Here is a 23,380-nt window from a genome sequence, read left to right as displayed (position 1 = left end):
TGGAGCGCCTCGCTCACGGCTGCGTCTTCGAAGACAATCGCAACTGCTTACAATGGCCCAACCGCCAGCGGGGCAAGGCGCCGAACTGCTGCCGAAACTTGCCATTGAGAGCTGAGCCTGCACAACAATGAGTTTGCGCCATCGCTTACACACCTGTCGGACAAAATATTCTATTAATTTTATATAATAAGAACGACCTGTCTTTCTATTGCGGGTTCTCACACCTAGCATAGCTCCGAGATTTGAACGAGCGATCGGCGCCGGCAAGACGATAGGCGCCGTCGACCAGACTGCCGATCCCAACAGGAACCCGACCAATCGCGAGTATTTCGCCGAATTCGGCAAGGTGCCCGATGGAGACAGAAATGACACGCTACGTAATCGTTGGTGCCGGCGCCGTTGGCGCAAGCCTGGCTGCGCAATTCGAGCTGTCCGGGATCGAATACGTCCTGGTCGGGCGCGGGGCTCAAATCGGACATATCAGGAAGCATGGCTTGAGCTATCAGCGGCCATCCGGAACGCAGCAGGTTCAGCTGAATGCCTTCGATCTGATTGCTCCACCGGATTTAACGCCGGACGACGTCCTCCTGCTGACGGTCAAGTCTCAGGACGCAGCCAGCGCCCTGGCATTCTGGTCATGGCGAAGCGTGGGTAACTCGACCAAGACGGCAGCCGAAATTCTTCCCGTGGTCACCTTTCAGAATGGACTGGCGACAGAGGCGGCCGCACTAAGGACCTTTGCTCACGTCTATGCGGCCAGTATTCTGACGCCGGCGCGATTTACCGAGACGGGGAAGGTCGTCGTAGCCGGCGACCCCCAGGTCGGCGTGGTAACGGTTGGCCGTTTCCCAAAGGGTCATGATGACACGAGCGATCAGATTGCCTCGGACCTCATTCACGCAGGTTATCTCGCCGAGACAAGTCCCGATATCCGTCGCTGGAAGGCTGCCAAGCTTCTCCACAACGTCCGCAACGTGCTGGAGCTTTTCGACGGAGAGGCCGATACACGTGCTGCGATCGCCGAAGCCTTGGTGGACGAGGCGAGACGCACTCTTGAGGCGGCCGGCTACACGCTTGCCTTACCCTCGGAGCGAAAGGAAGATATCTCGAACTGGCGCGTCGCTCCGAACAGCGGAATTGAGCCGGGCCAGCAATCGACATGGCAAAGCTTCAAACGCGGCGCTTCGAGCGAGGTCGATTACTTGAACGGCGAGATCGTTTTGCTCGGGCGGCTGCACAACGTTCAAACGCCTTACAACGAGGCGGTGCAAAAACTTGCGGGTCAGGTCACCCATCGAGGCCGCTTTTCAAGCGCATTATCGCTTGACGAGGTCCTATTGCAATTGGACCAACCGCATAGGGCAAGACAGACCGGTCTTGCTCTGGCTCAATGAGCCTTCCCTACCTTGTCCAGCCGCGTCGGATTGGAAGAAAAGTGCGGAAATGAAAGAAGCAATATCAGATCAGATCCTTACGACAGCGGGCGCCCTTTTCTACCGCGAAGGCATCCGTGCAGTTGGCATCGGTCGGATCATAGAAGAAGCGAACGTTGCCAAGGCAACGCTCTACAGGCACTTCCCATCAAAGGATCATCTTGTTGCGGCCTATCTTCAGGCCCGCCATGAGCGGGTGATCTAGTCCCTTAGGGTTGCCTCCAGTGAGGATCTTTGAGAGCATGGCGTTTCCCAACGCCAAAGACGGCGCCGGCATATAAGCGAGGGCTTGGGGACACGTTCCTGGTCTTCCTGAGGTTCGCCGGCCGCAGATTTTCGCTGCTCCCGGCCTGCAAGCGCAACCGCTTTGTCCACTCGACATGGTTGCTGCGATTTTTCTCCTCCCTCGTCTCGCAATGATCCCGATTACCAATTCACAAGGTGCTGAAACAGCAATCCAAGGTCATTCGATGATAGCAACAAAATAATCCACATATTTAGTAGAAAAAGAATAACCAGTCTTTCTCATTGCGACCGCCCTGTTAGGCTGAACTGGTCAAATCGATACCTCAAACAAGGACCGCGTCATGATCAGGATATGTCTCGCCGAGCGTGTTCTTCGTCTCAACCAGCTCTCGGCAGCTACGCTTTAGCCGCAGCCGCGCGGACTGCGGTCGTAACAAAATCTCAGGCAGGCATTCGATCGCTCGGCTGGTAATCGCAGCGGCAACGGGTAGGTGCGCGCCTTCCATGAAGGGGGGTGCGGGACTTCGTTCTGATGCCGGCCGCAAACCAAATCCACCGAAATTCATAGGACCGACCACCAGGATCAGACTCATGACAGAACATTCTTCTCCACTCTCCCTTTCCCGTCGGTGCCTCCTTGTATCGACGGCTGCGGCCGGGGCAGCTGCCATCATCGCCTCGACAGCCACGTTCACACCTGCGTTCGGCGCCGAAGATCCGCGCAACGGCGGTGACATCACCTTCCTCATCGACTCGCTGGGCGACACGTGGATCCCCAACAACAGCGCGATCTCCAGCTTTCAGGGCCACATCTGGGGCCATGTCACAGATAAGCTCGTCTATGTCGACGCCGACGGCAGGGTCAGTCCCTGGCTCGCCGAGCGCTGGGAGCAGAACAGCGACGCAACCCAGTTCACCCTCCACCTCAAGAACGGCGTGACCTTCTCGGACGGCAGTCCGCTCGATGCGGCCGCCGTCGTGGCAAACCTCGATATCTGGTATGCCGGCCGCAAGGCCGAGGGCATCAACCCAATCGGTCTTTTTCCGAAAACTTATGACCATGCGGAGGCGGTCGATGCAGTCACCGTAAAAGTGTTTTTCAAGAAACCTACGCTCGGCTTCATTCCGACCCTTGGCTACCATGGCTCGATCCTCATCTCGCCGAAGACCGTCGCTTCGCCGGCCACGCAACAGGCCAATCTCAGCAAGACCTCCGGCAGCGGACCTTATGTCGTCGATTCGTGGAAAGAAGGCGATTTCGTCAAGCTGGTGAAACGCAAGGACTACAACTGGGGCCCCGCCGCGGTCGGTCATACCGGTCCGGCCTTTATCGACACGATCACCTACAAACTGGTGTCCGAACCCTCGCTGCGCGTTGCCTCCGTCCAGTCCGGACAGGCGGACGTCGCCTACAACGCCTCGCCGCAAGAGCTCCAGTCCCTCAAGCAGGAAGGGCTCACCGTCGCGACGCCGCGTTATCTCGGCTTCGTGAACGGCTGGGCGGTCAACACGAAGCTCGCCCCCTATGACGACGTGAAGGTGCGCCAGGCCCTTCAGGCCGGCATCAACCGGCAGGAAATCATCGACACCGTCTATACGCCCGACTGGAAGCTGGCGACGTCGTTCATCCAGAGCAACGTGCCCGGCGCTACGGATCAGAGCGCCCTGCTGGCCTACAATCCCGCCAAGGCCGAAAAGCTTCTCGACGAGGCGGGCTGGATCAAGGGTGCGGGCGGCATCCGGACTAAGGACGGCAAACAGCTTACGCTGACGCTCCATTCCAACCCTTACCTCGCAACGTCGAAGTCGATCGACGAGCTGATTGCCCAGCAGCTCGGCAAGATCGGCTGGAAGGTGGACATTCGCGCCTACGACGTCGTGACCTTCGGTCAAAAAGTCACCTATGGCGGGCCTGCCATTCCAGCCTATGAGGTCACCCGCAGCTTCATCGACGCCGGCACAGTGGCGAGCATTCTCACCAACGCCAACAACGGCGAGAACTGGTTTGCGCTGGGTGAAAGCGACGCGAAGCTCAACGACCTGCGCGACAGGATCGCCGGTGCCGGCTCCGCCGAAATCAGAAACCCGCTTCTCGACGAACTTCAGAAATACGTTATCGAGCAGGGTTATTTCATCCCGCGCACACAGATCGTCCAGCGCATCTACGTGCAGTCCCCGAAGATCAAGGGCGAAGTCTACAACGGTGTCGCCTACGCCAGTTACTACACGGCTTCGATCAGCGATTGATCAGCGGAGATCACGGCATGAGCAACGCCTATCTGAACTATGCCGCAAAGCGCCTCGTCCAGGCCGCCCTCGTCATTCTGCTGGCCTATGTCTTCACCTTCGTCGTCGTCAGCATTCTGCCGGGCGACCCGATAACCAACGTTTTGCGAAATCCGCAGAACGGCTTCACCGAGGATGAGATCAGGGAGATCATTGCCGCACAAGGCCTGGACCGGCCGGTCCTTGTGCAGTTGTCGGCATCGCTGGCCAGCTTCCTGACCGGCGATCTGGGGCTGTCGATGCGGACCAACCGGCCCGTGGCAACCCTCATCGCCGAAGTGCTGCCCTCGACGTTGATCCTGGCTTCCGCGGGCCTCGCGGTTGCGCTCGTGCTTGCCATCGGGATCGCTTACGGCACCCGCTTCCTTCCAAGGCGGTTCGGTCAGGGCGTGCTGCGGGGCTTTCCGTCGCTGTTTTTGTCGGTGCCCAACTTCGTGATCGGGCTGGTGCTGATTCACGCCTTCGGCTTTCAGCTCGGGTTGTTCCGCGTCATTCAACCGGACAGCTTCTGGGCGACCTTCTTCGCTGCGATCGCGCTTGGCATTCCTATTTCGGCACAGATCGCCGAGGTGCTCATTGCCAATCTCGACCATGAGGCCGGACAGGAATACGCCGTGGTCGCACGGAGCCGGGGCATCGGCCGGACGCGCCTGTTTGCCAAACATCTGCTCAAGCCGTCCTCGCTTCCGGTCGTCACCGTTATCGCCCTCACCATTGGCGAACTCCTCGGCGGCTCGCTCATCACCGAGACGGTATTCGGGCGCAACGGCATCGGCAGTCTGGTGCAGCGTTCGGTGACCACCCAGGACCTGCCCGTCCTGCAGGCGATCGTCTCGCTGGCGGCTGTAGTCTTCGTGCTCGTCAATCTGGTCGCCGACCTCGTCTACCCGTTGCTTGATCCTCGCGTAAAGCTCGTGGGCACTCCCGAACGCCGACCGGTTACAGCGGACGAAAACTCGCCAAGCATTTCAAGGGCGGTGACATCATGAGCCTCGTTTCCTCCCATTCCGCTTCGCGCGTCAAGGCGCCTGGCTGGCTGACGGCAATCCGCATGCCACTGATCGTTGCGATTTCATTTGTGGTCGTCGCGATGGTCATTGCGTGGTCTGTCGCGCCGAGCCTGTTCACGGGCTACAGCCCGGTGAACGGGGTTCCCTCCCAGAAACTGCTGGGTCCGAGTGCGGCACATTGGTTCGGCACCGATCATCTGGGGCGTGATCTCTATGCGCGGGTCGTCTACGGTACAGCGTCCTCGGTTTCGAGCGCGCTCATTGCCGTCGTCATAGGCGTGCTCGCCGGTGGCGTCATCGGCCTGCTGGCCGGCTTCCTTGGGGGGTGGGTGGACACCGTGCTGGCCCGCCTGGTCGACGTCCTGCTGGCGATCCCGAAATTCCTGCTGGCTGTCATCGTGGTCACCGCGATCGGCTTTGCGACCACGAATGCCGCCATCGCCACCGGTGTTTCCGCGGTGGCCGTCTTCGCCAGGGTCATGCGTTCGGAAGTCATCAAGACACGAACTGCGACATTCGTGGAGGCTGCCTTCCTGCTGGGGGGATCGCGATGGCACATCCTCTGGCGGCATGTGCTGCCGAACGCCTCTCGCTCGGTGCTCCCGCTCGCTGTGCTGCAGTTCGGAGATTCCATTCTGATCATCGCCAGCCTCGCCTTCCTTGGCTACGGCGACCCGCCGCCTGCGTCCGACTGGGGCCTGCTGATCTCGATCGGCAAGGACTACCTCAAATGGCCGTGGCTCGTCTACGCACCCGCCTTTGTCACAATCGCGACCGTCCTCTCTGTAAACAGGATCAGCCGATGGCTCCGCAAAACAGACTGACCGCCATTCCCTCCGGCCTCGACACCGCCCTGGGTGAACCGCAACGGCAAGCCCCCCTTCTTCGGATCGAGGGTCTATCCGTCTCCTACGGAACGCAGCAGGTGGTGACGGATGTCGGCTTTGAGCTGGCCCGCGGCAGGAGCCTTGCGCTTATCGGAGAATCCGGCTCCGGAAAATCGACCGTCGCCCGCGCCGTGCTACGGCTTCTTGCCGGCGGAGGCCTCGCCACCGGCCGCATCGAATTCGACGGCCAGGACGTGCTCGGGCTTCCCGAACACCGCTTCCGGAGCTTGCGCGGACGAGCCCTTGGCTTCGTTCCCCAGGACCCCGGCAACTCGCTCAATCCAGTGCGGACGATCGGCATGCAGGCAATGGAGGCCGCCGCACTTGTCGATGAGCCGAGCAAGACCGTGCGCAAGGCGCTCATTCTGGAAACATTCGCACAGGTCGGGCTGGATAATCCCCAGCGGGTCTATGATTCCTATCCGCATCAGTTGTCCGGCGGCATGCTGCAGCGCGTCTTGATCGGCCTTGCCGTCCTCCCACGGCCGAAGCTGTTGGTGGCGGACGAGCCGACCTCGGCGCTGGACGTCACGATCCAGAAACGCATCCTCGACCTGCTGTCGGGGCTGCAGGAAAAGCTGAACATCAGCCTTCTTCTCATCACCCATGACCTTGCGATCGCCGGCGAGCGCGCCGGCTCGCTGTTGGTGCTCAAGGATGGTGTCGTTCAGGAAAAAGGAAGCACTGCTTCCGTGTTCACCTCCCCTGCCTCGGCATATGCCAAAAAGCTGCATGCCGACGTACCGGCTCTCAATCCCGATCGCTATGCCGCGTTGCGCGACCCAGGTTTCCGCCTTCTGGATGCCAGCGTGCAGGCAAGACCAAAGATCGAGGTGAAGTCGATCACGAAGACCTTCACCGTCGACGGAAAGGTCCTGACGGCCGTCAACGACGTATCGTTTGCCGTCCCAGCCGGCACAACGCATGCGCTGGTCGGGGAATCCGGCTCCGGCAAGACGACGACGATCCGCCTGCTGCTCGGGCTCGACGCGCCGGACGCCGGGAAAATCTCGGTCGCGGGAGAACAGCTCACAGGCCGGTCCCACGCTTCGTTGCGAGCCGTATGGCGCCACCTTCAGGTCGTCTATCAAAATCCCTTCACCTCGCTCGATCCGACATGGAAAGTCGAACAGCTGGTGCGCGAACCACTCGACCGATTCAGGATCGGAAACGCCAAGGAGCGGACCGAACGGGTGCGAGAGGCGCTCGGCAATGTCGGCCTCGGCGACCATCTGCTTTCCCGCAAGCCGGCAGCTCTTTCCGGGGGACAGCGCCAACGCGTCGCGATTGCCCGGTCGCTGGTTCTCAAACCCGACGTGCTGGTTCTGGACGAGCCGACTTCCGCGCTCGACGTCAGCGTTCAGGCCGACATCGTCGAGGTACTGCTGTCTCTGCAAGCCAGGCTCGGCCTGACTTACATATTCGTGTCTCACGATCTGGCTCTGGTACGGCAGCTCGCGCACACCGTCTCGGTCATGCAACGCGGCCGGATCGTGGAGCATGGAACGGTCGCCGATATCTTTGACAATCCGAAAGCTCCCTACACCGTGTCGTTGCTGGACTCGATTCCGTCCGGCTTCACAGGCGGCATCCGGATACCGCAGGCACGGCCGCAGCACTTTTTCAAAGAGGAAAAGATCGCATGACCATCGCAGCCCCTGCCACCACCCTGCCGGCGTCGTTTCGCCCGAAGCAGCGCCTCGGCTTCAATACCCGCGTCTCGTTCAACGACGAGGCCGGACCGGCGCAAGGACTGCGCGACGGCATCGAGTTGTTCAAGGCCGCTGAGCGACTGGGTTACCAAACGGGCTGGGCCTACCAGCGGCACTTCGACCATTATCTCTCCTCGCCGCTGCCTTTTTTCGCCGCGACCGGCCAGCATACGAAGCATATCGTGCTGGGTTCAGCGGTCATTCCGATGCGCTATCAAGACCCCATCCTGCTGGCCGAGGCAGCGGGTACCACCGACCTGCTGATCGACGGGCGCCTGGAACTTGCTATTTCGACGGGTGCCAACGGCGCCTTCGATGCCGTCTTCGGCACGGTCGACACCGACGCCCGGACGGAGGCCAGACGGCGCCAGGCCCGCTTCCTGGCGGCGATCCGTGGCGAGGTGCTCCACGTCGTCGACAAGCCGGGCCAAGGCGCGCCGGAAGGGGCTGAACTGCGCGTGACCCCGCACAGCCCGACTCTGCGCTCCCGAATTCGGCAGGGCGCGGCGAGCGTCGGTTCTGCAATACAGGCCGCCGAACTTGGGATCGGCCTCATCTCCGGGACCGTGCAGCACGACCACGCCGAGGGGGAAAGCTTCGGAGAGTATCAGGCGCGCATCATCGAGGCCTACCGCACGACCTGGCGTCAGATCTGGGGAACCGTGCCGCCTCCCGTTGCGGTTGCAGCATCTATCCTTGTCGGCACGACAGCCGAACTGCGGGAAAAATACGCTGCATATGATCTTGAACGACGCACTCTCGGTATCGCGGCATCCCGCCCGAAGGGTGCTCTCGCGCCATCCAGCCAGCCTGCCGGCGCTCAGATTTCTCCGGTTTTCCAAGGCACTCCCGACAAGGTGATCGAAGCGGTCTTCGACGACCCCGGCCTTTCATCCGCAGACGAGATCGTCCTTTTTCTGCCGCCTGCATTCGGACTTACCGAGAACGTGCAGCTTTTGTCGGACCTCGCGAAGACTGTGGCGCCGAGCCTCGGTTGGTCGCCCAGCCTGTAGGCAATCATAATTTCCACAGCCTCGACGGGAATTTATTCTACTAATTCCATAGAAAAAGAATGACCTGTCTTCCTCGTAAGTTTCCTACAACTTAGTCTGGACTCATGGTTCGGCAACTCGAATGGAGAAATCCTTACATGACCGCAGAATTCATCAGCGTAACATTCCCGAATGCTTCGAACGATCTGGCTCCCCTTCCCGACGCACCGGTGGATCCGCATTTTCTCGAGCGATACGCTCGGTCGCTTGATGACTATGGGTTCAACTACACGCTGATTCCCTACTCCTCGTCGTCGTTCGATCCATTTACCCTTGGGGCGACAATCCTCGCTCATACCAGGCAGATCAAGATCATCGTCGCTTTGCGGCCCAACACCGTTTATCCGACGGTCGCAGCAAAATCGCTTGCCACGCTCGATCAGCTGAGCGGCGGGCGCGTGGTGGTCCATTTCATCGCCGGCGGGAGCGATGACGAGCAGGCACGCGAAGGCGACTTCCTCAACAAGGAGGAACGGTACGAGCGGCAGGAAGAGTATATCCGCATCCTGCGCCTCGCATGGACGTCGAGAGAACCGTTCGACTTCGATGGCAAACATTATCAGTTCAAGCAGTTCCGCAGCGCCGTGCGCCCCACGAATGGGACCATCCCCATCTCGCTCGGCGGTTCTTCCGACGCCGCCTACCGGATCGGCGGCTCGCTTTGCGATATTTTCGGCCTCTGGGGTGAACCGCTCAAGGAAACCAAACAGCAGATCGACCGGGTCTATGCCGAGGCCGCAAAGGCCGGGCGCACGGATCGCCCGCGCATCTGGGTCACCTTCCGTCCGATCGTCGCCGAGACAGACGATCTGGCCTGGGAAAAGGCGCATCGGGTCCTCGACCAACTCAATGCCAACCGCCAGAAAGGCTTGGCGCGCGCTCCGATCAACGCCGCTCCGCCGGCCAATGTCGGCTCGCAGCGCCTGCTCGAGATTGCATCGCGCGGCGACGTGCACGACAGGGCGCTGTGGTATCCGACGGTCACCGCCACCAATGCAAGCGGCGCCACCACAGCGCTCGTCGGCTCGCCGCGCACGATCGCGGATTCCATCCTCGACTACATCGACCTCGGTGCTGACCTGATCTCCATCCGTGGCTACGACAACTACAACGATGCGGTCGATTACGGCCGCTACATCCTGCCGCTCGTACGTGAAGGCATCCGCGAGCGTGAAGAGGCGAAGAAAAAGGCGGCGGCCTGATGCGAGAGCCCGGCCACGGTGCCGGGCTCTCTCCTGTCTTCCAATGCAGCTGGATCCGCAAATCAGAAAGCGTTGACACGCATGTCTTACGATGCCGCCATCCTCGATGAAACCGTACGCCTTGTGGCAGAAGCCGCACCGGAGGCCGACCGCACGGGCCAGTTCCCGTGGGCAGGTATCCGGGCCGTCCACGCCAGCGGCCTTCTCGAAAGCACCGTCGCGACCCGCTACGGCGGCAAGGGCGCCACACTTGGTGACGTCGCTCACATCCTGGCGGCTCTCGGTCGCGGAGATCCTTCGGTGGCGCTGATCAGCGCCATGACCATTTTCAACCACCTTGGCCAGGCCACCAAGAACCACTGGCCGGACGAGCTCTATCGTCGACTGTTGGCCGGAAGCAAACAGCAGCCTCTGCTCCTGAATGCCGCCCGCGTCGAGCCGGAACTCGGCTCGCCCGCCCGAGGGGGCCTACCTGCAACAATTGCACGCCGCACAGCGACCGGCTGGTCCATCTCCGGCCGTAAACGCTTCGTCAGCGGCGCGCACGGCCTTACCCATTTCCTTGTGTGGGCGCATACGGACGAGACGCCGGAACGTGTCGGCACCTTTGTCGTCCCGAACGGATTACCGGGCATTCACGTGATCGAGAACTGGAGCAGTCTAGGCATGCGCGCGACCGGCTCCCATGACGTAGAATATATTGATGTCGAGATCCCGGCCGAAAACGTGCTCGAGCTCGTCGATCCTTCCGTTGCCCAACAGGACAACCGTGCACATGCCGCGTTCAATCTGGCACTCACCGCGATCTATCTCGGCGCAGCCGAAGCGGCGCAGGCCGCGTTCATCCGTTTCGCCCATGAGCGCGTGCCCGCAAACCTGGGGCGGCCCATCGCCCAGACGGAACGCTTCGTAACGCTATCCGGCGAAATCGACCTCCTCATTTCCGGCGCCAGAGAGATCATTCTCGGTGCCTTCGAAAACAGCCAGTGTGAGGCGGAAGGGATGATACGGGCGCGGCTGCTTGCCGGCCGGCAGATACGAGATGCCGTTCAGATCGCGGTGCGCGGCATTGGCAATCCCGGCCTCAGCGCCGATCTGGGGCTTGAGCGACACTTCCGGGACGTTCAATCCGTCCTCGTGCATGCCCCACAGGAAGATACGTCGATTGCGATGCTCGGCCGCGCCGCATTCAAGCGCTGGAACGAGAAAGAAGCCGCCCGCGCCGCCTATCCGGTCGATATTTCAATGCGGAAATCAGCCTGAGAGCAGGTCTTCCGAAATAGCAGGATCAATCAAAAAGGAACGAGATGAGCAACAATCTGATCGTGGGCTTCTCTGGCAACATCAACCGCCCGTCCAGCACATTCAGCTTCGTCGAAAGCGTGGCAAGAGCACTGGCACAGCAGGTCGGCCTGCAGCATGCGGTTTTCGATATCGAAGATCTTGGCTCCTCGCTGGCAGCCGCACGATCGGTCGCCGATCTCGATCCCGCAGCCAGAGAAGTGATCAGGACAATCGTCGAGGCCGAAGTGCTGATAATCGGTTCTCCGACCTACAAGGGCAGCTATACGGGACTGTTCAAACACGCGTTCGACCTGCTGGATCCGGCAGATCTTCGCGGCAAGCCGATCATCCTGACGGCAACCGGCGGCGGTGACCGCCACTCACTGGTCGTCGAACATCAGTTGCGTCCGCTGTTTGCCTTCTTCGAAGCTTTCGTCCTGCCGACGGCCATCTATACGTCGAGCCGCGATTTTCCAGAAGGAAAGCCATCTCCCGCTATCTTTAACCGCATCAATCAAGCCCTGGCGGAAGCTTCCCTGCTTGTGAAAGCGCGATCCGGCGCGGTCGCCATCGCTGCCGAATAGACCCATTCGACCGAGGTTGCAGTGCTGCGGCGGATCCAATGACGGTTCAGAAAAAATACGTGGTCGGCATAACCGATCACATGATCGGGACGCCCGATCTTGAAGCGGATATCCTGGGCGAGGATGTCGACATCGACTTCTTTGCCACGACCGATGAGGCGCAGTTTTCGCCGGACCGCCTGGCGCGCCTTGACGCCCTGATGGTCTGGGGAGCGCGGCTCGGGAAAGACAGCATTCGGCATCTGTCTCGCTGCAAGGGCGTGGTCCGTTATGGGGTCGGCTATGAAAAGATCGACATCCCCTCGCTGACTGCGGCAGGCATTCCGTTCGCCAACAATCCCGACTATGGCACCGAGGAAGTCGCCGACCATGCGCTTGCCATGATCCTCTCGCTGCATCGCAGGCTTTGGGAGCACGACGCCCGTGCCCGCGGTTATACATCCGGCTGGCAAATCCACAGCCTGAAGCCGTTGGCGCGCTCGAACAAAGCCACGGTCGGCGTTATCGGCGTCGGCCGGATCGGCACTGCCGTCGTCAATCGCCTGAAGCCCTTCGGGTTCCGCATTATCGGCTATGATCCGGGGCAGCCACGCGGCCACGAAAAGGCGATCGGCTATGAACGCACCGATCACCTGGAGCACCTGCTGGGATTGGCGGATATCGTTACCCTTCATTGTCCGGCCAATCACGAGACGCGCAATATCCTGGATGCAAACGGTCTACGCCGGCTCAAGCCAGGGTCTATTTTAATCAATACAGCACGCGGAGAACTGATCGAGGATCTCGATGCGCTTGAGGCCTTGTTGAGAAGCGGACACCTTGCCGCGGCCGGAATCGATACGTTCGCTATGGAGCCGCCGCCAGATCATTCTCTGTTGAGAGCATGGCGTGACCGTGATCCCTGGCTTCAAGGTAGATTAGTGATCACGCCGCATAATGCCTTTTACTCGGATCATGCCGCGATCGAGATGCGCGGTAATGCAGCGCAGACTGTAAAGATCCTGCTCGATGAGGGTCGGCTGCGCAATCGGATCGATGCCTGATCTGCTGTTTGGCAAGCAAAGCGCAAGCGTAAGCACGGGGACGAACAGAAGCAATGGCGGCTGCCGTTTCGTCGAGCTCCGTCAGAAGTGCCGCTGTCCGCGATTATGGAACTACTTCAAAGCGACGAAGGGTGGCGAGGATTTCCGACGAAGGGGCCAATCTCCCAACACGATCAGTCCGTTCTATTCGAGAACTCCTCAGCGCAACGAATGTGATTGACCGTCGCGAACGTCGCTGCGCGAAAACTATCCTTTTGCTCCCGAGGCGTTAGATCCGCAATCCGCTTTCGGCGTCAAAGAGATGCGCCCGCTCTGGCCTGGCGGAAATTTTGATCCTTTCACCGGGACGCAACGCGACTCGCTCACGGAACAAAATACTGATGTTTTGGCTGCCGGCGCGGGCGATCACCAGCGTTTCCGATCCGGTCGGTTCGACGACGACGATCTCGGCCGGAAAGCCCCCCTCGTCGAGAACGAGATGTTCGGGCCGGATGCCGTAGACGACCTGCCGGCCAGCGGCTGGCACCGGCTCCTCTCCCAAAAGCGGCAGGACGATGCCATCACGGCTGAGGAAAACAGGACTTTTGTCCCCCTCGACTGTCCCGTCGAGCAGGTTCATGCCCGGCATGCCGATGAAGCCGGCAACGAATGTAGAGGCCGGCTTGTCGTAGATGTCGAGCGGCGCACCGACCTGCTCCACCAGTCCATTGTTGAGCACGACGATGCGGTCGGCCATGGTCATCGCCTCGGTCTGGTCATGGGTCACGTAGATCGTCGTGATCCTGAGCCGCTGGTGCAGTTCCTTGATCTCGGCCCGCATCGCTCCGCGCAGCTTGGCGTCGAGATTGGAAAGCGGCTCATCGAACAGGAAGACCGCCGCTTCGCGGACGATCGCCCGGCCCATCGCGACGCGCTGACGCTGGCCTCCGGAGAGCTGGCGCGGGCGCCGGTCGAGATAGGGTTGGAGCGCCAGGATCTTTGCCGAACGATCCACCCTTTTCGCAATCTCTGCCTTATCGACACCGCGCAGCTTCAGCGAAAAGCCCATGTTCTCGGCGACCGTCATATGCGGGTAAAGCGCATAGTTCTGGAATACCATTGCAATGTCGCGGTCTTTCGACGGCAAGTGATTGACTGCCCGCCCGCCGATCGAAAGCGTGCCCTGGCTGATTGGCTCCAGCCCGGCGATCATTCTGAGCAGGGTGGATTTACCGCAGCCGGATGGACCGACCAGCACGATGAATTCGCCGTCCTCGATCTCGATGTCAACGCCGTGGATGACCGGCAGCATGCCGTAGGATTTGCGGATGTCGTTGAGCGCCACGGAGGCCATGATCTTTACCCTGCTCTCAGGCTGTGCCTTCGTCTTCATGATTGATCGCCGTCCGCGTTCCCGAGGAAAAGACGATCAGCGCGAAGAGCGGTTCCGAACCGAGCGCGCGCGCCCAGTGACGCACGTTGCGCGGAATGCGGATCGCATCGCCCGAATTCAGCCGGTAGACCGCCTCGCCGAGCTTGTGCTCGCAGGCGCCGGATACGACGTAGAGGATCTCCTCGCAGTCCGGATGGGAATGCAGCGCATTGCGTTCGCCGGGATGGATGAGGCAGGTGCCGAAGGTCATCTCGGCACCCGGCATTGTCTCGCCGGTGATCTTCCAGTTGAGCTCGCCCCAGACAGTCTTGGCGATCTCGCCGTCCAGCCGTTTGGAAATGGGATTATTGTCCTGCATAGACCCTGCCCCGCCGTTAAAGGGTTGCGACGACACCGGCGTCAGTCCGCCGGTAGAATTCGAAAAGCTTCATGATCTCCCGCGCCACGGCGAGCGTACCCTTGGTGATCTCGGTCCCCTCCAAGATCGCGTCGGTCAGGTGCAGGATTTCCGGGACGTAGCCGAGATAGAAAAGATTGTTATTGTAGAGCTGGCCGAGTGAATGCTCCGGCTCGTAAAAGAGCGCCGCATTTTCGTCCGGCTGGATAAAACTCGCGGCACGGCCGTAGGAGGGTAACGCGGCCCGGCGGTAGACCGTAAGCCGGCTGCCGTTCTCGACAATGGCGTTCGCCCCGTCGCCGATCACCTCGACACGCTCGAACAGGCTGCCGCCCGACTGACCGGCGGCGAAATGCAGCGTGCCGACAGCGCCGGACTGGAACCTGATATTCGTGACGGTGGCGCCGGTACGGCCTTCCCATTCGTAACTCACCCGCTCGATCGGGCCGCCGAGATAGTGGAGGATCGCCGCTGGATGATAGATGTGATCGAGAAAGCTCTGCATCTTCACGAGATCGGCGCGGTCGCCAAGCGGCGGCAGGCTCTGGGGATACCGGACGTTGATTGAGGTGAGTGGCCCGAAATCCGGGGAGCCGACGAGGTCACGGAGCTTTTCGATGGTCGGGAAGAAGGTCTTCTTTAACCCCGTCATGACCATGCGTCCCGCCCTGCGGCTCGCGGCGGCGAGCGCGTCGATCTCGGCGATGCTTGCCGCGGTCGGCTTCTCCATCCACACATGCGCGCCGCCCGCCAGCGCATCCATGGCAAGGTCGGTCGCCTGGACCCGGCCGTCGGGATTATAGGCAGTGACGAGGAAGACGAGATCCGGCTTCTCCTTTTCCAGCATCTCGTGGTGGTTCGAATAGGCGCGCTCAGCTCCGAACAAGCGCACGAAACTCTGAGCGCGATCAAGGCTGAGATCGCAGATGCCGGTCAATTCGACAGGCGCGTAGCGGAACGCCGGATAGACGTTGCGGTAGGCATGACCGCCTGCACCGATGAAGCAGGCGCGGATGCGACGTTCGTATTCGAAGTTGTAGCGGATTTCGCGCTGGACGTGATGTGGCATGATCAACCTTTTATGGCGCCTTGCGTCAGGCCCTCGGTGAAGCGGCGCTGCGTCAAGATGTAGAGAATGATGATCGGCAGGAAGGTGATGACCGTCCCGGAGAAGACGAGGCGATATTCCGACGAATAGGTGCCGGCGAAGCGGACGAGGCCGAGCGGCAGGGTCTGCACCTCGGGGCTGATCAGCACGACCAGCGGCAGGAAGAAGTCGTTCCAGGTGGAGAGTGCCGAAATGATCACCAGTGCCTGGACCGCCGGCGTGGAGATCGGCAGGAAGACCTTGGTCAGGATTTGGACATGGGTGGCGCCGTCGACCTTGGCGGCCTCCACGAGTTCGTCCGGCACGTTGGTGAAGAAGCTGCGCATCAGGAAGATGCCGAAAGGAATGCCGTTGCTCACCTGCGCCAGTACGATGCCGGAGAGCGAATTGACGAGGCCGAGCGCGGTCAGCACCTCGTAGAGCGGGATAACGATCGCCTGGACCGGAATGGTGAGCCCGAGAATGAAGGCGTAGAAGAGCCATTCTCGCCCGGGAAACCGGATCTTCGACAGGGCATAACCCGCCGGCGTGCAGGTCAGCAGCGTTAGCGCCACGACGCCAGCCAGGTTCAGGAAGCTGTTGCCGATCAGTTCGCCGAACCCGCCGATCCGCCAGGCGTCCTGGTAATTGTGCCACATCAGGTTGGCCGGCAGGCTGAGCGGATCGGCCTGGCCGATCTCCACCTCGCTCTTCAGGCTGGAGACGATCAGCCAGAAGAACGGCGCCAGGACCAAGAGCATGACTGGTGTAAGGGCCAGCACAGCCGGCCATTCGCGTTTCTGCACACTCATCGGGCCAGCCTCGCGCGCCATTTGTTGAAGACCACGGTGATGGCAATCGCGAAGGCGCTGAGCAGGATGCAGAGCACCGCAGCAAGCCCGTGCTCCTGGGACTGGAACGCCAGCCGATAGATATAGGTGGTAATCAGTTCACTCTGGTAGAACGGACCGCCATTGGTCATCACGAAGACCGTCGCGAACCCCTTCAGGCCGTTGATCATGGCGAGCGAGATCACGAAGGTCATGACCTCGCGCAGGCCCGGCAGCGTCACGTAAACGAGTTTCTGGAAGCCGTTCGCTCCGTCCACCTCCGCCGCATCGTAGAGCGACGGATCGATGTCTTGCAGGCCGGCAATGAAGAGCAGCATGTAGAGGCCGAAACCCTGCCAGGAACTGGCGATATTGACAGAGAAGAGCACGAGCGCCGGGTCCGACAGCCAGCCCTGCGTCCAGCCGGTGAGTCCGATCTTGACGAGCGCGGTGTTGAGGAGGCCGAAGAACGGGTCGTAGATATTCGCCCAGATGACGCCGACGACTGCGAGCGATACGAGATGCGGCAGGAAGAAGGCGGTGCGAAAGAAGACCTGAGTGCGCCGCAGCCTTGCGATAGCGAGCGCCAGCGCAAGCCCGAGTCCGCCGGCGAAGACGACATGATAGACGAGCCAGACCAGCGTCTGCCAAAGGCTCTGCCAGACGATCGGATCGGTTGTCGCACGCTGGTAGTTCCTCAGGCCGACAAAGCCGGCTTCGGTGTTGAAGCCGTTCGAATCCGTAAAACTCAGCCAGAAGGTCACGACGATCGGGAAGAGTGTGAAGACGGCGTAGACCGCCAGAGCCGGCGCCATCAGCACGAGCGCGGAACCCAGGCCGTCTTTCCCGGCCGGAGCGCCTAGCCAGGCACGGCCGGCACGCAGCCGGGCATTCCTACCCGGCCCGGCCGCTGCCATCGTTTCGCTATCCGCCATGTTCATTCCGTATTGCTCCAGTTTGCGAAGCGTAGCGCTACTGCGCCGCCGCCATCTTGGCCTGGATCCCGGCCATGCCCTGCTCACCAGTGATCTGCGCTGAGATCAGCCCCTGGATCACCTGGAAATAGGTGTCCAGAACCGGGCCGGGCAGATAGACACTCGGGTTGTAGCCGACCCCGCCGGCGGACGCCGCGAAGATGTCCTTCAGGACCGGTGTCGGCGGCTCGATGCCCGGCAGGTCGCGCGGATAGAGCATAGTGCTCGCGGCATGCTGGGCGCGCTTCCTCATCACCTTGTCGGAGAGAATGAAGTCGATCCATTTTAGCGCGAGTTCCGGTTGCTTGGAATTGGCCGGCAGCAGCCAGCTCCAGCCGACGCCGCCTGTCGGCTTCGCCTCACCAGCGATATCGGAAGGCATCGGCGCGAAACCGGCGTTCGCAAGATCGTAGCCGGCCTTGCGGGCGTTTGCGGTGAACCACGGACCGGCAACGAACATCGCCGCCCGCTTGGTGAACCAGAGACGCGCCGCGCCATCGAGATCGAGGCCGGCCATCTCCTTCTTGATCAGTCCGCCGTCGACCAGTTCGCGCAGCCGCTTGGCGCCGGTCACCATGGAAGGATCGCTCCAGGAAAGCTCTCCCCGGACCGCCTTTCCGACCGCCGCTGTACCGCTCGCGGACTGCAGAAGGTTGCCAAAGAGATGCCCGGCGCTGCCGGTCGTGCGCGGGCCGATCGCCAGTGGCTGGACGCCCGCCGCATCGATCTTCTTCATCAGCAGGACGAAATCCTGCCAGGTCTTGGGTATCGCCCAGCCGTTCTGGGTGAACATGTCCTTGTGATACCAGACGCCGAGCGAATCGAGACCATCCGGAACCTCGTAGATCTCGCCGCCGAACTGGCCTTTCAGCTCGCTAAAGAGCCAGGGATAAAGCTTGTCCTTCCAGCCGCGACCTTCGTAATATTTGGTCAGCGGCGCCACGAGCTTGGCGTTCTTGACCACGGTGACCCGGCCGACGCCAGAATTTGTCAGCATAACATCGGGACCGGCATCCGATTGCAGCGCAGCCTGGACGGCGCCGTTGCTGATCGTACCGGTCGGCGGGATGAACTGCACCGTGACGCCGGGATTGGCCGCCTCGAAATCCGCCTTGATGCCGTTCCAGAGTTCGGCGATCAGCGGCTCGGTGATCTGCTCGGGACCCCACATCTTGAGGGTCTGAGCCCTGAGCTCGCCGGCCGCGGCAAGCATTGCGGCGAACGCTGCGCCGCGCAGAAGCGCTTTCATCATGTTCTCCTCCTCCTGGCGCGCCGTCATTTTCCGGCGTCGCCTTTTCCCCGATCGCGCGACGCCCGAAGCGCCCGCGCCCTTTGTCCGGCCCGGGTGGCGGACCGAAATTCCTTGATGACCGGACGAGCGTCTGCCTAGCGGCCGCCTTCCTCCTTCGGGAAACGCGACAACACGGCCTGCTGCACGTCGCTGATATGCGCACGCATCAGCGACGAGGCGGCTGCCACGTCCCGGGCGCGCAAGGCCTTGAGGATGTCGTCACGTTCACGGGCCGCCCGCTGGGCGAGATCCCGACTCTCGTTGGCGATCGTCCGGCAAACCTGGATCTGTAGCGCCAGCCGCGACAGCGTCTCGATGAGCGAGGCATTTTCCGAGCGCTCGGCAATCGTCTCGTGGAATTCACGGTCGCGGATGCCGTAGGTCTTCATGTCGCCAGCCCGGAGGGCCGCCACGGCCTCGTCGAGTACCCGCTCCAGCCCGTCGACATCACGGTTACTCATCCGCGGCACAGCGAGTTCAATCGCGAAACATTCGAGCGTCTTGCGCAATTCGTAGAGGTCGTCGATCTCTTTGCGTGAGAAGCTGCGTACGAAGAAACCTCTGTAGGGCTTGATCTCGATCAGCCCCTCCTTCTCCAGCGTGCCGATGGCCTCCCGGAATGGCGTCCGGCTCACCTGCAGCTTTTCCGTCAACGCCTTCTCATCGATAGACACGCCGCTCGGCAATTCTCCTGAGACGATGAGTCTGACGATTTCCTCATAGATGCGTTCGCGAAGCGTGAGGTGGCGGGGTGCGTTCATTTCAAATTCCATCTGGCGTTCGTGAGTACAATATGCAATATTCTAATAAATATACAATATGCAAAATGGACGTGGTCAAAAAAACCTGCCGGGAGGCGGCGGACGACGAGAGGAGGACTTATGGGAAAGGTCTATGTGGTCGGCACCTGCGACACGAAGGGAGCCGAACTGAACTATGCCAGGGATGCTGTGAAGGCAGCCGGTGCCGATGCGGTGCTGATCGACGTCGGCACGCAACGGCACGAAGGGGAGGCGGATGTCAGCGCCGACGAGGTGGCCGCCTTCCATCCCCAGGGCGCCAGCGCCGTGTTAGGCCTCAATGATCGCGGTTCGGCGGTTTCCGGGATGGCCGCGGCCCTCACCCGCTTCTTCGCCTCCCGCGACGATATCGGTGCGGTGCTCGGCCTCGGCGGCACCGGCAATACGGCCCTTGTCACCGAAGCCATGCGCTCGCTCCCGATCGGCATCCCAAAACTGATGGTTTCAACCGTCGCATCCGGCAATACCGCTCCCTATGTCGGGCCGAACGATCTTGCGATGATGTATTCTGTCGTCGACGTGGCCGGCCTCAATGCGATTTCCCGCAAGGTGATCGGCAATGCCGCGCACGCGGCGGCCGGCATGGCGAGGACCCCGGTGCAGGAAGCGGCGACCGATAAGCCCGGCCTCGGCATGACCATGTTCGGCGTCACCACCGCCTCCGTCACGCAGGTGCGTGCGCTGATGGAGGCGACCCACGAGATCTATGTCTTCCATGCCACCGGTGTCGGCGGCCGTTCGATGGAAAAGCTCGCCGATTCGCATCTGGTCGAAGGGGTGATCGACGTCACCACCACGGAAGTGCCGGATTTCCTGGTCGGCGGCGTCTTTCCGGCAACCGAGGACCGGTTCGGCGCGATCATTCGTACCCGGCTGCCCTATGTCGGCTCGGTCGGTGCGGTCGACATGGTCAACTTCGGTGCCATGGAGACGGTGCCGCCCGCCTTCCGCGACCGCAGGCTGCATGTCCACAATGCCCAGGTCACGCTGATGCGCACCACGCCCGAAGAAAACCGGGCGATCGGCAAATTCATTGTCGAACGGCTCAATCGCATGCAAGGGCCGGTGCGCTTCCTCTTGCCGCTCGGCGGCGTCTCGGCAATCGATGCGCCCGGCATGCCCTTCCACGATCCGGATGCCGATACCGCCCTATTCGAGACGATCCGCGCCGGTTGGACAAGCGCGCCGAACCGGCAGCTCGTCGAGATCGATGCGCATATCAACGACCCGGCTTTCGCGAGTGCGCTCGTCGACGCTTATCGCAGCATAACGAAGTGAGGACAAAGGAATGAACAAACCGACACGCCAGGACATCCTGTCCCGCCTGAGAAGGAAGATCGCCGAAGGGCGGCCGATCATCGGCGCCGGCGCCGGCACCGGCCTTTCGGCCAAGTGCGAGGAAGCAGGCGGCATCGACCTGATCGTCATCTACAATTCCGGTCGTTACCGCATGGCTGGCCGGGGCTCGCTTGCCGGCCTGCTCGCCTATGGCAACGCCAACGACATCGTCAAGGACATGGCCCGCGAAGTGCTGCCGATGGTCCGGCATACGCCGGTGCTTGCCGGCGTCAACGGCACCGATCCCTTCATGCTGGCCGATCATTTCCTGGACGAACTGAAGACGCTCGGCTTCGCGGGCATACAAAACTTCCCGACCGTCGGTCTGATCGATGGGGTGTTTCGTGCCAATCTCGAAGAGACCGGCATGGGTTTCGCCCACGAGATCGACATCATTGCCCGGGCACACAGGAAGGACATGCTGACCACGCCTTACGTGTTCAGCAGCGAGGATGCGGCGGCGATGGCCACGGCGGGCGCCGATATCATCGTCTGCCATCTCGGGCTCACCACCGGCGGAGCGATTGGGGCGCAGACAGCGCTTACCCTCGACCAGTGCATCGAACGGATCGACGCCTGGTCGGATGCCGCCCGTTCCGTGCGCGAGGATGTCATCGTGCTCTGCCACGGTGGCCCGATCGCCATGCCTGAGGACGCCCGATACGTGCTCGGCCGCACCAAGGGTTGTGACGGTTTCTACGGCGCGAGCTCGATGGAGCGTCTGCCAACCGAAGTCGCCATCGTCGACCAGATCAGACGCTTCGGCGCCATTACCCTCGGCTAAATCATGACCCAATTTTATCGGCGTCGATGTCGGCACGGGCAGTGCGCGGGCGGGCGTGTTCGATGCGGCCGGCCGGCTGCTCGGATCGGCATCGCGGCCGATCGCGACATTGAAGCCAGCGGAAGATTTCGTCGAACAGTCGTCGCGCGACATATGGACCACCGGGCGACCGGCGACGCGCAAGCCATCAACGACTTCGGCGGACGGGTTCCTTCGTTTACGAACCCTTCTAAGGATTTACGCATTTGATACATTGCGATCGCGCACGACATTTGCATAACCTGAGGAAGGCTGAGATTTAGGCAACGGACCGAGGTCGGCATATGAAAAATCGCCTCCTGGATGCAAGCAAAACAAGATACCCTTTGCCGGCGAACCTGGATAGCGAATTGGACAGCGCGATGCGGGAGGCAGCCGGATATGGGCTTGATGCGCTGATCTACGACTATACTCCGGTTCCGTTCACACCCGACGGCGAAGTCGTGCGACCGACGATCGTCAGCATGCGGAATGTACCGGCCGATATGGAATCGATGTGGTTCGACCAGGGTCTTTACCTCTCCGACCCGGTACAGTTGCTCGCTTTGCGATCTGTCCAGCCTCTCTATTGGTCTTACCATTTCGAGGAACCGTCGGTCCTGAACTCCATGGCGCAGGGGCCGGTCGCAAATTATCTGCGCGCTTATGAGCTGGCGAGGGGCCTGACGGTCCCGGTTCAGACCCCGACACACGGCTGCGCGACAATCACCGGATTCTGGCGACAGCGGCCCGATGTCCGCGCTTTAGAAACCAGCTTTGTTGCCGAATTCATGCTGTTCGCACACAAACTGCATGACAGGCTTTTACACCAGGCTGGGCAGGACGAGATCGGAACGATTGCAGTGCGGCTGACGCCCAGGGAGCGGGAGTGCATTCGGCTATGCTCTGAAGGCCTTTCTGACAAGCAGGTTGCCTTTCAACTCGGCCGGTCGATCTCGACGGTCGTCATGCATCTGCAATCTGCGATGCACAAGCTTGGCGCGCGAAACCGGGCGCAGGCGATTGCCCGCGCCGCGCACTACGGAATATTGCGATAAGTCACATCGGTTAGTCCGAATAATCAGGATGCAGATGCCGCGAAGTGCGCCACCGGTTGATGTGCCGGGTGAAGATATCGGCAAGGCGGGGGCCATCGCGCTTGCGCAGCGCCTCCACCATCTCGACATGGTCATCGGAAGATGCTTTCAGCGTCGTGGCGCTGACCCAGCCGGACCAGGAGCCAGGCAGATTGCGTTCGCGCAGGTCATTGAGCAGTGTCGCCATCATCGTGTTGACGAGACAACCGTTCAGCACCCTGTGGAATTCGTGGTTGAGGCGCCGGAGTTCGGCGTAGGAGCCGATTTCCACCGCCTTTTCGAAGGCCGCGGCAGCCTCTGCGATCTTTCCCATGTCGCCAGATCGCACATCCTTCACCATCATCAACGCCGCCTCGCGCTCAAGGATGGTGCGGATTTCGGAAATCTGCGACCGTGCCTCCGTGCTCGGCGCCACCAGCCGGATACCGCGATTGGGCACATGTTCCGCCATGCCCATCAGCACCAGATCGTCCAGCGAGCGGCGGATCTGGGCCCGTGTCGTGCCGTAGGTCTCCTGCAGATCGATCTGCCGCAGCCATTCGCCCGGACGAAAGGTGCCAATCAGCACGTCGGAGCGGATTCGCTCGGTCAATGGACGGAGCATGTCGGCCGGCTTTGCCGGCTCTTGGCTGTCCATGCCAGTTTCTCGCGCA

The 23,380-nt window shown here is 61.3% G+C and carries 22 protein-coding genes and 1 pseudogene; 15 read left to right on the top strand and 8 right to left on the bottom strand.

Annotated elements, in window-relative coordinates; genetic code table 11:
- Positions 1-365 precede the first annotated feature (365 nt).
- The 11 genes and pseudogenes from J2X76_RS13620 (at position 366) to J2X76_RS13570 (ending at position 12,739) form a co-directional block, all read left to right on the top strand.
- On the top strand, positions 366-1,394 hold the full coding sequence (locus tag J2X76_RS13620) for a 2-dehydropantoate 2-reductase N-terminal domain-containing protein (protein ID WP_310216930.1): 1,029 nt from the start codon (positions 366-368) through the stop codon (positions 1,392-1,394).
- A 49-nt stretch (positions 1,395-1,443) separates the two neighbouring features.
- Positions 1,444-1,635, top strand: a pseudogene (locus tag J2X76_RS13615) (helix-turn-helix domain-containing protein); the annotation flags it as partial.
- A gap of 635 nt (positions 1,636-2,270) precedes the next feature.
- Positions 2,271-3,926, top strand: coding sequence for an ABC transporter substrate-binding protein (locus J2X76_RS13610; RefSeq protein WP_310216928.1), 1,656 nt, complete (start codon positions 2,271-2,273; stop codon positions 3,924-3,926).
- A 17-nt stretch (positions 3,927-3,943) separates the two neighbouring features.
- The gene (locus tag J2X76_RS13605) at positions 3,944-4,954 is read left to right on the top strand and encodes an ABC transporter permease (RefSeq protein ID WP_310216925.1); all 1,011 of its coding nucleotides are present in this window, start codon (positions 3,944-3,946) and stop codon (positions 4,952-4,954) included.
- Positions 4,951-5,799: an ABC transporter permease gene (locus J2X76_RS13600; protein WP_310216922.1), complete on the top strand. Its 849-nt coding sequence runs from the start codon at positions 4,951-4,953 to the stop codon at positions 5,797-5,799. Before J2X76_RS13605 ends, J2X76_RS13600 begins: the two co-directional genes overlap by 4 nt.
- Complete coding sequence (locus tag J2X76_RS13595) at positions 5,778-7,508, top strand: ABC transporter ATP-binding protein (RefSeq protein WP_310216920.1); 1,731 nt, start codon at positions 5,778-5,780, stop codon at positions 7,506-7,508. The genes J2X76_RS13600 and J2X76_RS13595 overlap by 22 nt, the downstream gene beginning before the upstream one ends.
- Entirely contained in the window at positions 7,505-8,587 is a 1,083-nt protein-coding gene (locus tag J2X76_RS13590) for an LLM class flavin-dependent oxidoreductase (RefSeq protein ID WP_310216918.1), read from the top strand. The genes J2X76_RS13595 and J2X76_RS13590 overlap by 4 nt, the downstream gene beginning before the upstream one ends.
- A 137-nt stretch (positions 8,588-8,724) precedes the next feature.
- On the top strand, positions 8,725-9,828 hold the full coding sequence (locus J2X76_RS13585; RefSeq protein ID WP_310216915.1) for an LLM class flavin-dependent oxidoreductase: 1,104 nt from the start codon (positions 8,725-8,727) through the stop codon (positions 9,826-9,828).
- 81 nt (positions 9,829-9,909) lie between these two features.
- Entirely contained in the window at positions 9,910-11,091 is a 1,182-nt protein-coding gene (locus J2X76_RS13580; RefSeq protein ID WP_310216913.1) for an acyl-CoA dehydrogenase family protein, read from the top strand.
- Positions 11,092-11,135: 44 nt separating this feature from the next.
- A complete protein-coding gene (gene msuE, locus J2X76_RS13575; protein ID WP_310216912.1) occupies positions 11,136-11,696 on the top strand; it encodes an FMN reductase in 561 nt (186 codons plus the stop codon).
- Positions 11,697-11,734: 38 nt separating this feature from the next.
- A complete protein-coding gene (locus J2X76_RS13570; protein WP_310216910.1) occupies positions 11,735-12,739 on the top strand; it encodes a C-terminal binding protein in 1,005 nt (334 codons plus the stop codon).
- 268 nt (positions 12,740-13,007) lie between these two features.
- Here the strand turns inward: J2X76_RS13570 and J2X76_RS13565 are convergent, their stop codons facing one another.
- The 7 genes from J2X76_RS13565 to J2X76_RS13535 form a co-directional block, all read right to left on the bottom strand.
- Positions 13,008-14,072, bottom strand: a complete 1,065-nt coding sequence (locus J2X76_RS13565) for a sn-glycerol-3-phosphate ABC transporter ATP-binding protein UgpC (RefSeq protein WP_310218024.1) — start codon at positions 14,070-14,072, stop codon at positions 13,008-13,010.
- A 16-nt stretch (positions 14,073-14,088) separates the two neighbouring features.
- Entirely contained in the window at positions 14,089-14,469 is a 381-nt protein-coding gene (locus J2X76_RS13560; RefSeq protein ID WP_310216907.1) for a cupin domain-containing protein, read from the bottom strand.
- Positions 14,470-14,485: 16 nt separating this feature from the next.
- Positions 14,486-15,577, bottom strand: a complete 1,092-nt coding sequence (locus J2X76_RS13555) for a Gfo/Idh/MocA family oxidoreductase (RefSeq protein WP_310216904.1) — start codon at positions 15,575-15,577, stop codon at positions 14,486-14,488.
- Between the two features lie 2 nt (positions 15,578-15,579).
- On the bottom strand, positions 15,580-16,407 hold the full coding sequence (locus J2X76_RS13550) for a carbohydrate ABC transporter permease (RefSeq protein ID WP_310216901.1): 828 nt from the start codon (positions 16,405-16,407) through the stop codon (positions 15,580-15,582).
- Entirely contained in the window at positions 16,404-17,360 is a 957-nt protein-coding gene (locus tag J2X76_RS13545; RefSeq protein ID WP_310216898.1) for a sugar ABC transporter permease, read from the bottom strand. Before J2X76_RS13545 ends, J2X76_RS13550 begins: the two co-directional genes overlap by 4 nt.
- 37 nt (positions 17,361-17,397) lie before the next feature.
- Complete coding sequence (locus tag J2X76_RS13540; protein WP_310216895.1) at positions 17,398-18,651, bottom strand: extracellular solute-binding protein; 1,254 nt, start codon at positions 18,649-18,651, stop codon at positions 17,398-17,400.
- A 134-nt stretch (positions 18,652-18,785) separates the two neighbouring features.
- Complete coding sequence (locus J2X76_RS13535; protein WP_310216893.1) at positions 18,786-19,451, bottom strand: GntR family transcriptional regulator; 666 nt, start codon at positions 19,449-19,451, stop codon at positions 18,786-18,788.
- Positions 19,452-19,571: 120 nt separating this feature from the next.
- On the opposite strand from J2X76_RS13535, the gene J2X76_RS13530 reads away from it, so the two are divergent.
- The 4 genes from J2X76_RS13530 to J2X76_RS13515 are packed head-to-tail and all read left to right on the top strand — an operon-like array spanning position 19,572 to position 22,688.
- A complete protein-coding gene (locus tag J2X76_RS13530) occupies positions 19,572-20,768 on the top strand; it encodes a Tm-1-like ATP-binding domain-containing protein (protein ID WP_310216890.1) in 1,197 nt (398 codons plus the stop codon).
- 10 nt (positions 20,769-20,778) lie between these two features.
- Entirely contained in the window at positions 20,779-21,612 is an 834-nt protein-coding gene (locus tag J2X76_RS13525) for a phosphoenolpyruvate hydrolase family protein (protein ID WP_310216888.1), read from the top strand.
- A gap of 16 nt (positions 21,613-21,628) precedes the next feature.
- A complete protein-coding gene (locus tag J2X76_RS13520; protein WP_310218022.1) occupies positions 21,629-21,892 on the top strand; it encodes an FGGY family carbohydrate kinase in 264 nt (87 codons plus the stop codon).
- Between the two features lie 43 nt (positions 21,893-21,935).
- On the top strand, positions 21,936-22,688 hold the full coding sequence (locus J2X76_RS13515) for an autoinducer binding domain-containing protein (RefSeq protein ID WP_310216886.1): 753 nt from the start codon (positions 21,936-21,938) through the stop codon (positions 22,686-22,688).
- Positions 22,689-22,698: 10 nt separating this feature from the next.
- Here J2X76_RS13515 and J2X76_RS13510 read toward each other — a convergent pair whose 3' ends face one another.
- Positions 22,699-23,364, bottom strand: a complete 666-nt coding sequence (locus J2X76_RS13510; RefSeq protein ID WP_310216884.1) for a GntR family transcriptional regulator — start codon at positions 23,362-23,364, stop codon at positions 22,699-22,701.
- Positions 23,365-23,380: the final 16 nt, after the last annotated feature.

This window comes from Neorhizobium sp. 2083, from assembly GCF_031455615.1.
In the GTDB taxonomy this organism is placed as follows: Bacteria; Pseudomonadota; Alphaproteobacteria; order Rhizobiales; family Rhizobiaceae; genus Neorhizobium.
Note: the sequence above shows the minus strand (reverse complement) of the source record. Positions and strands in the feature narration are given on the sequence as shown.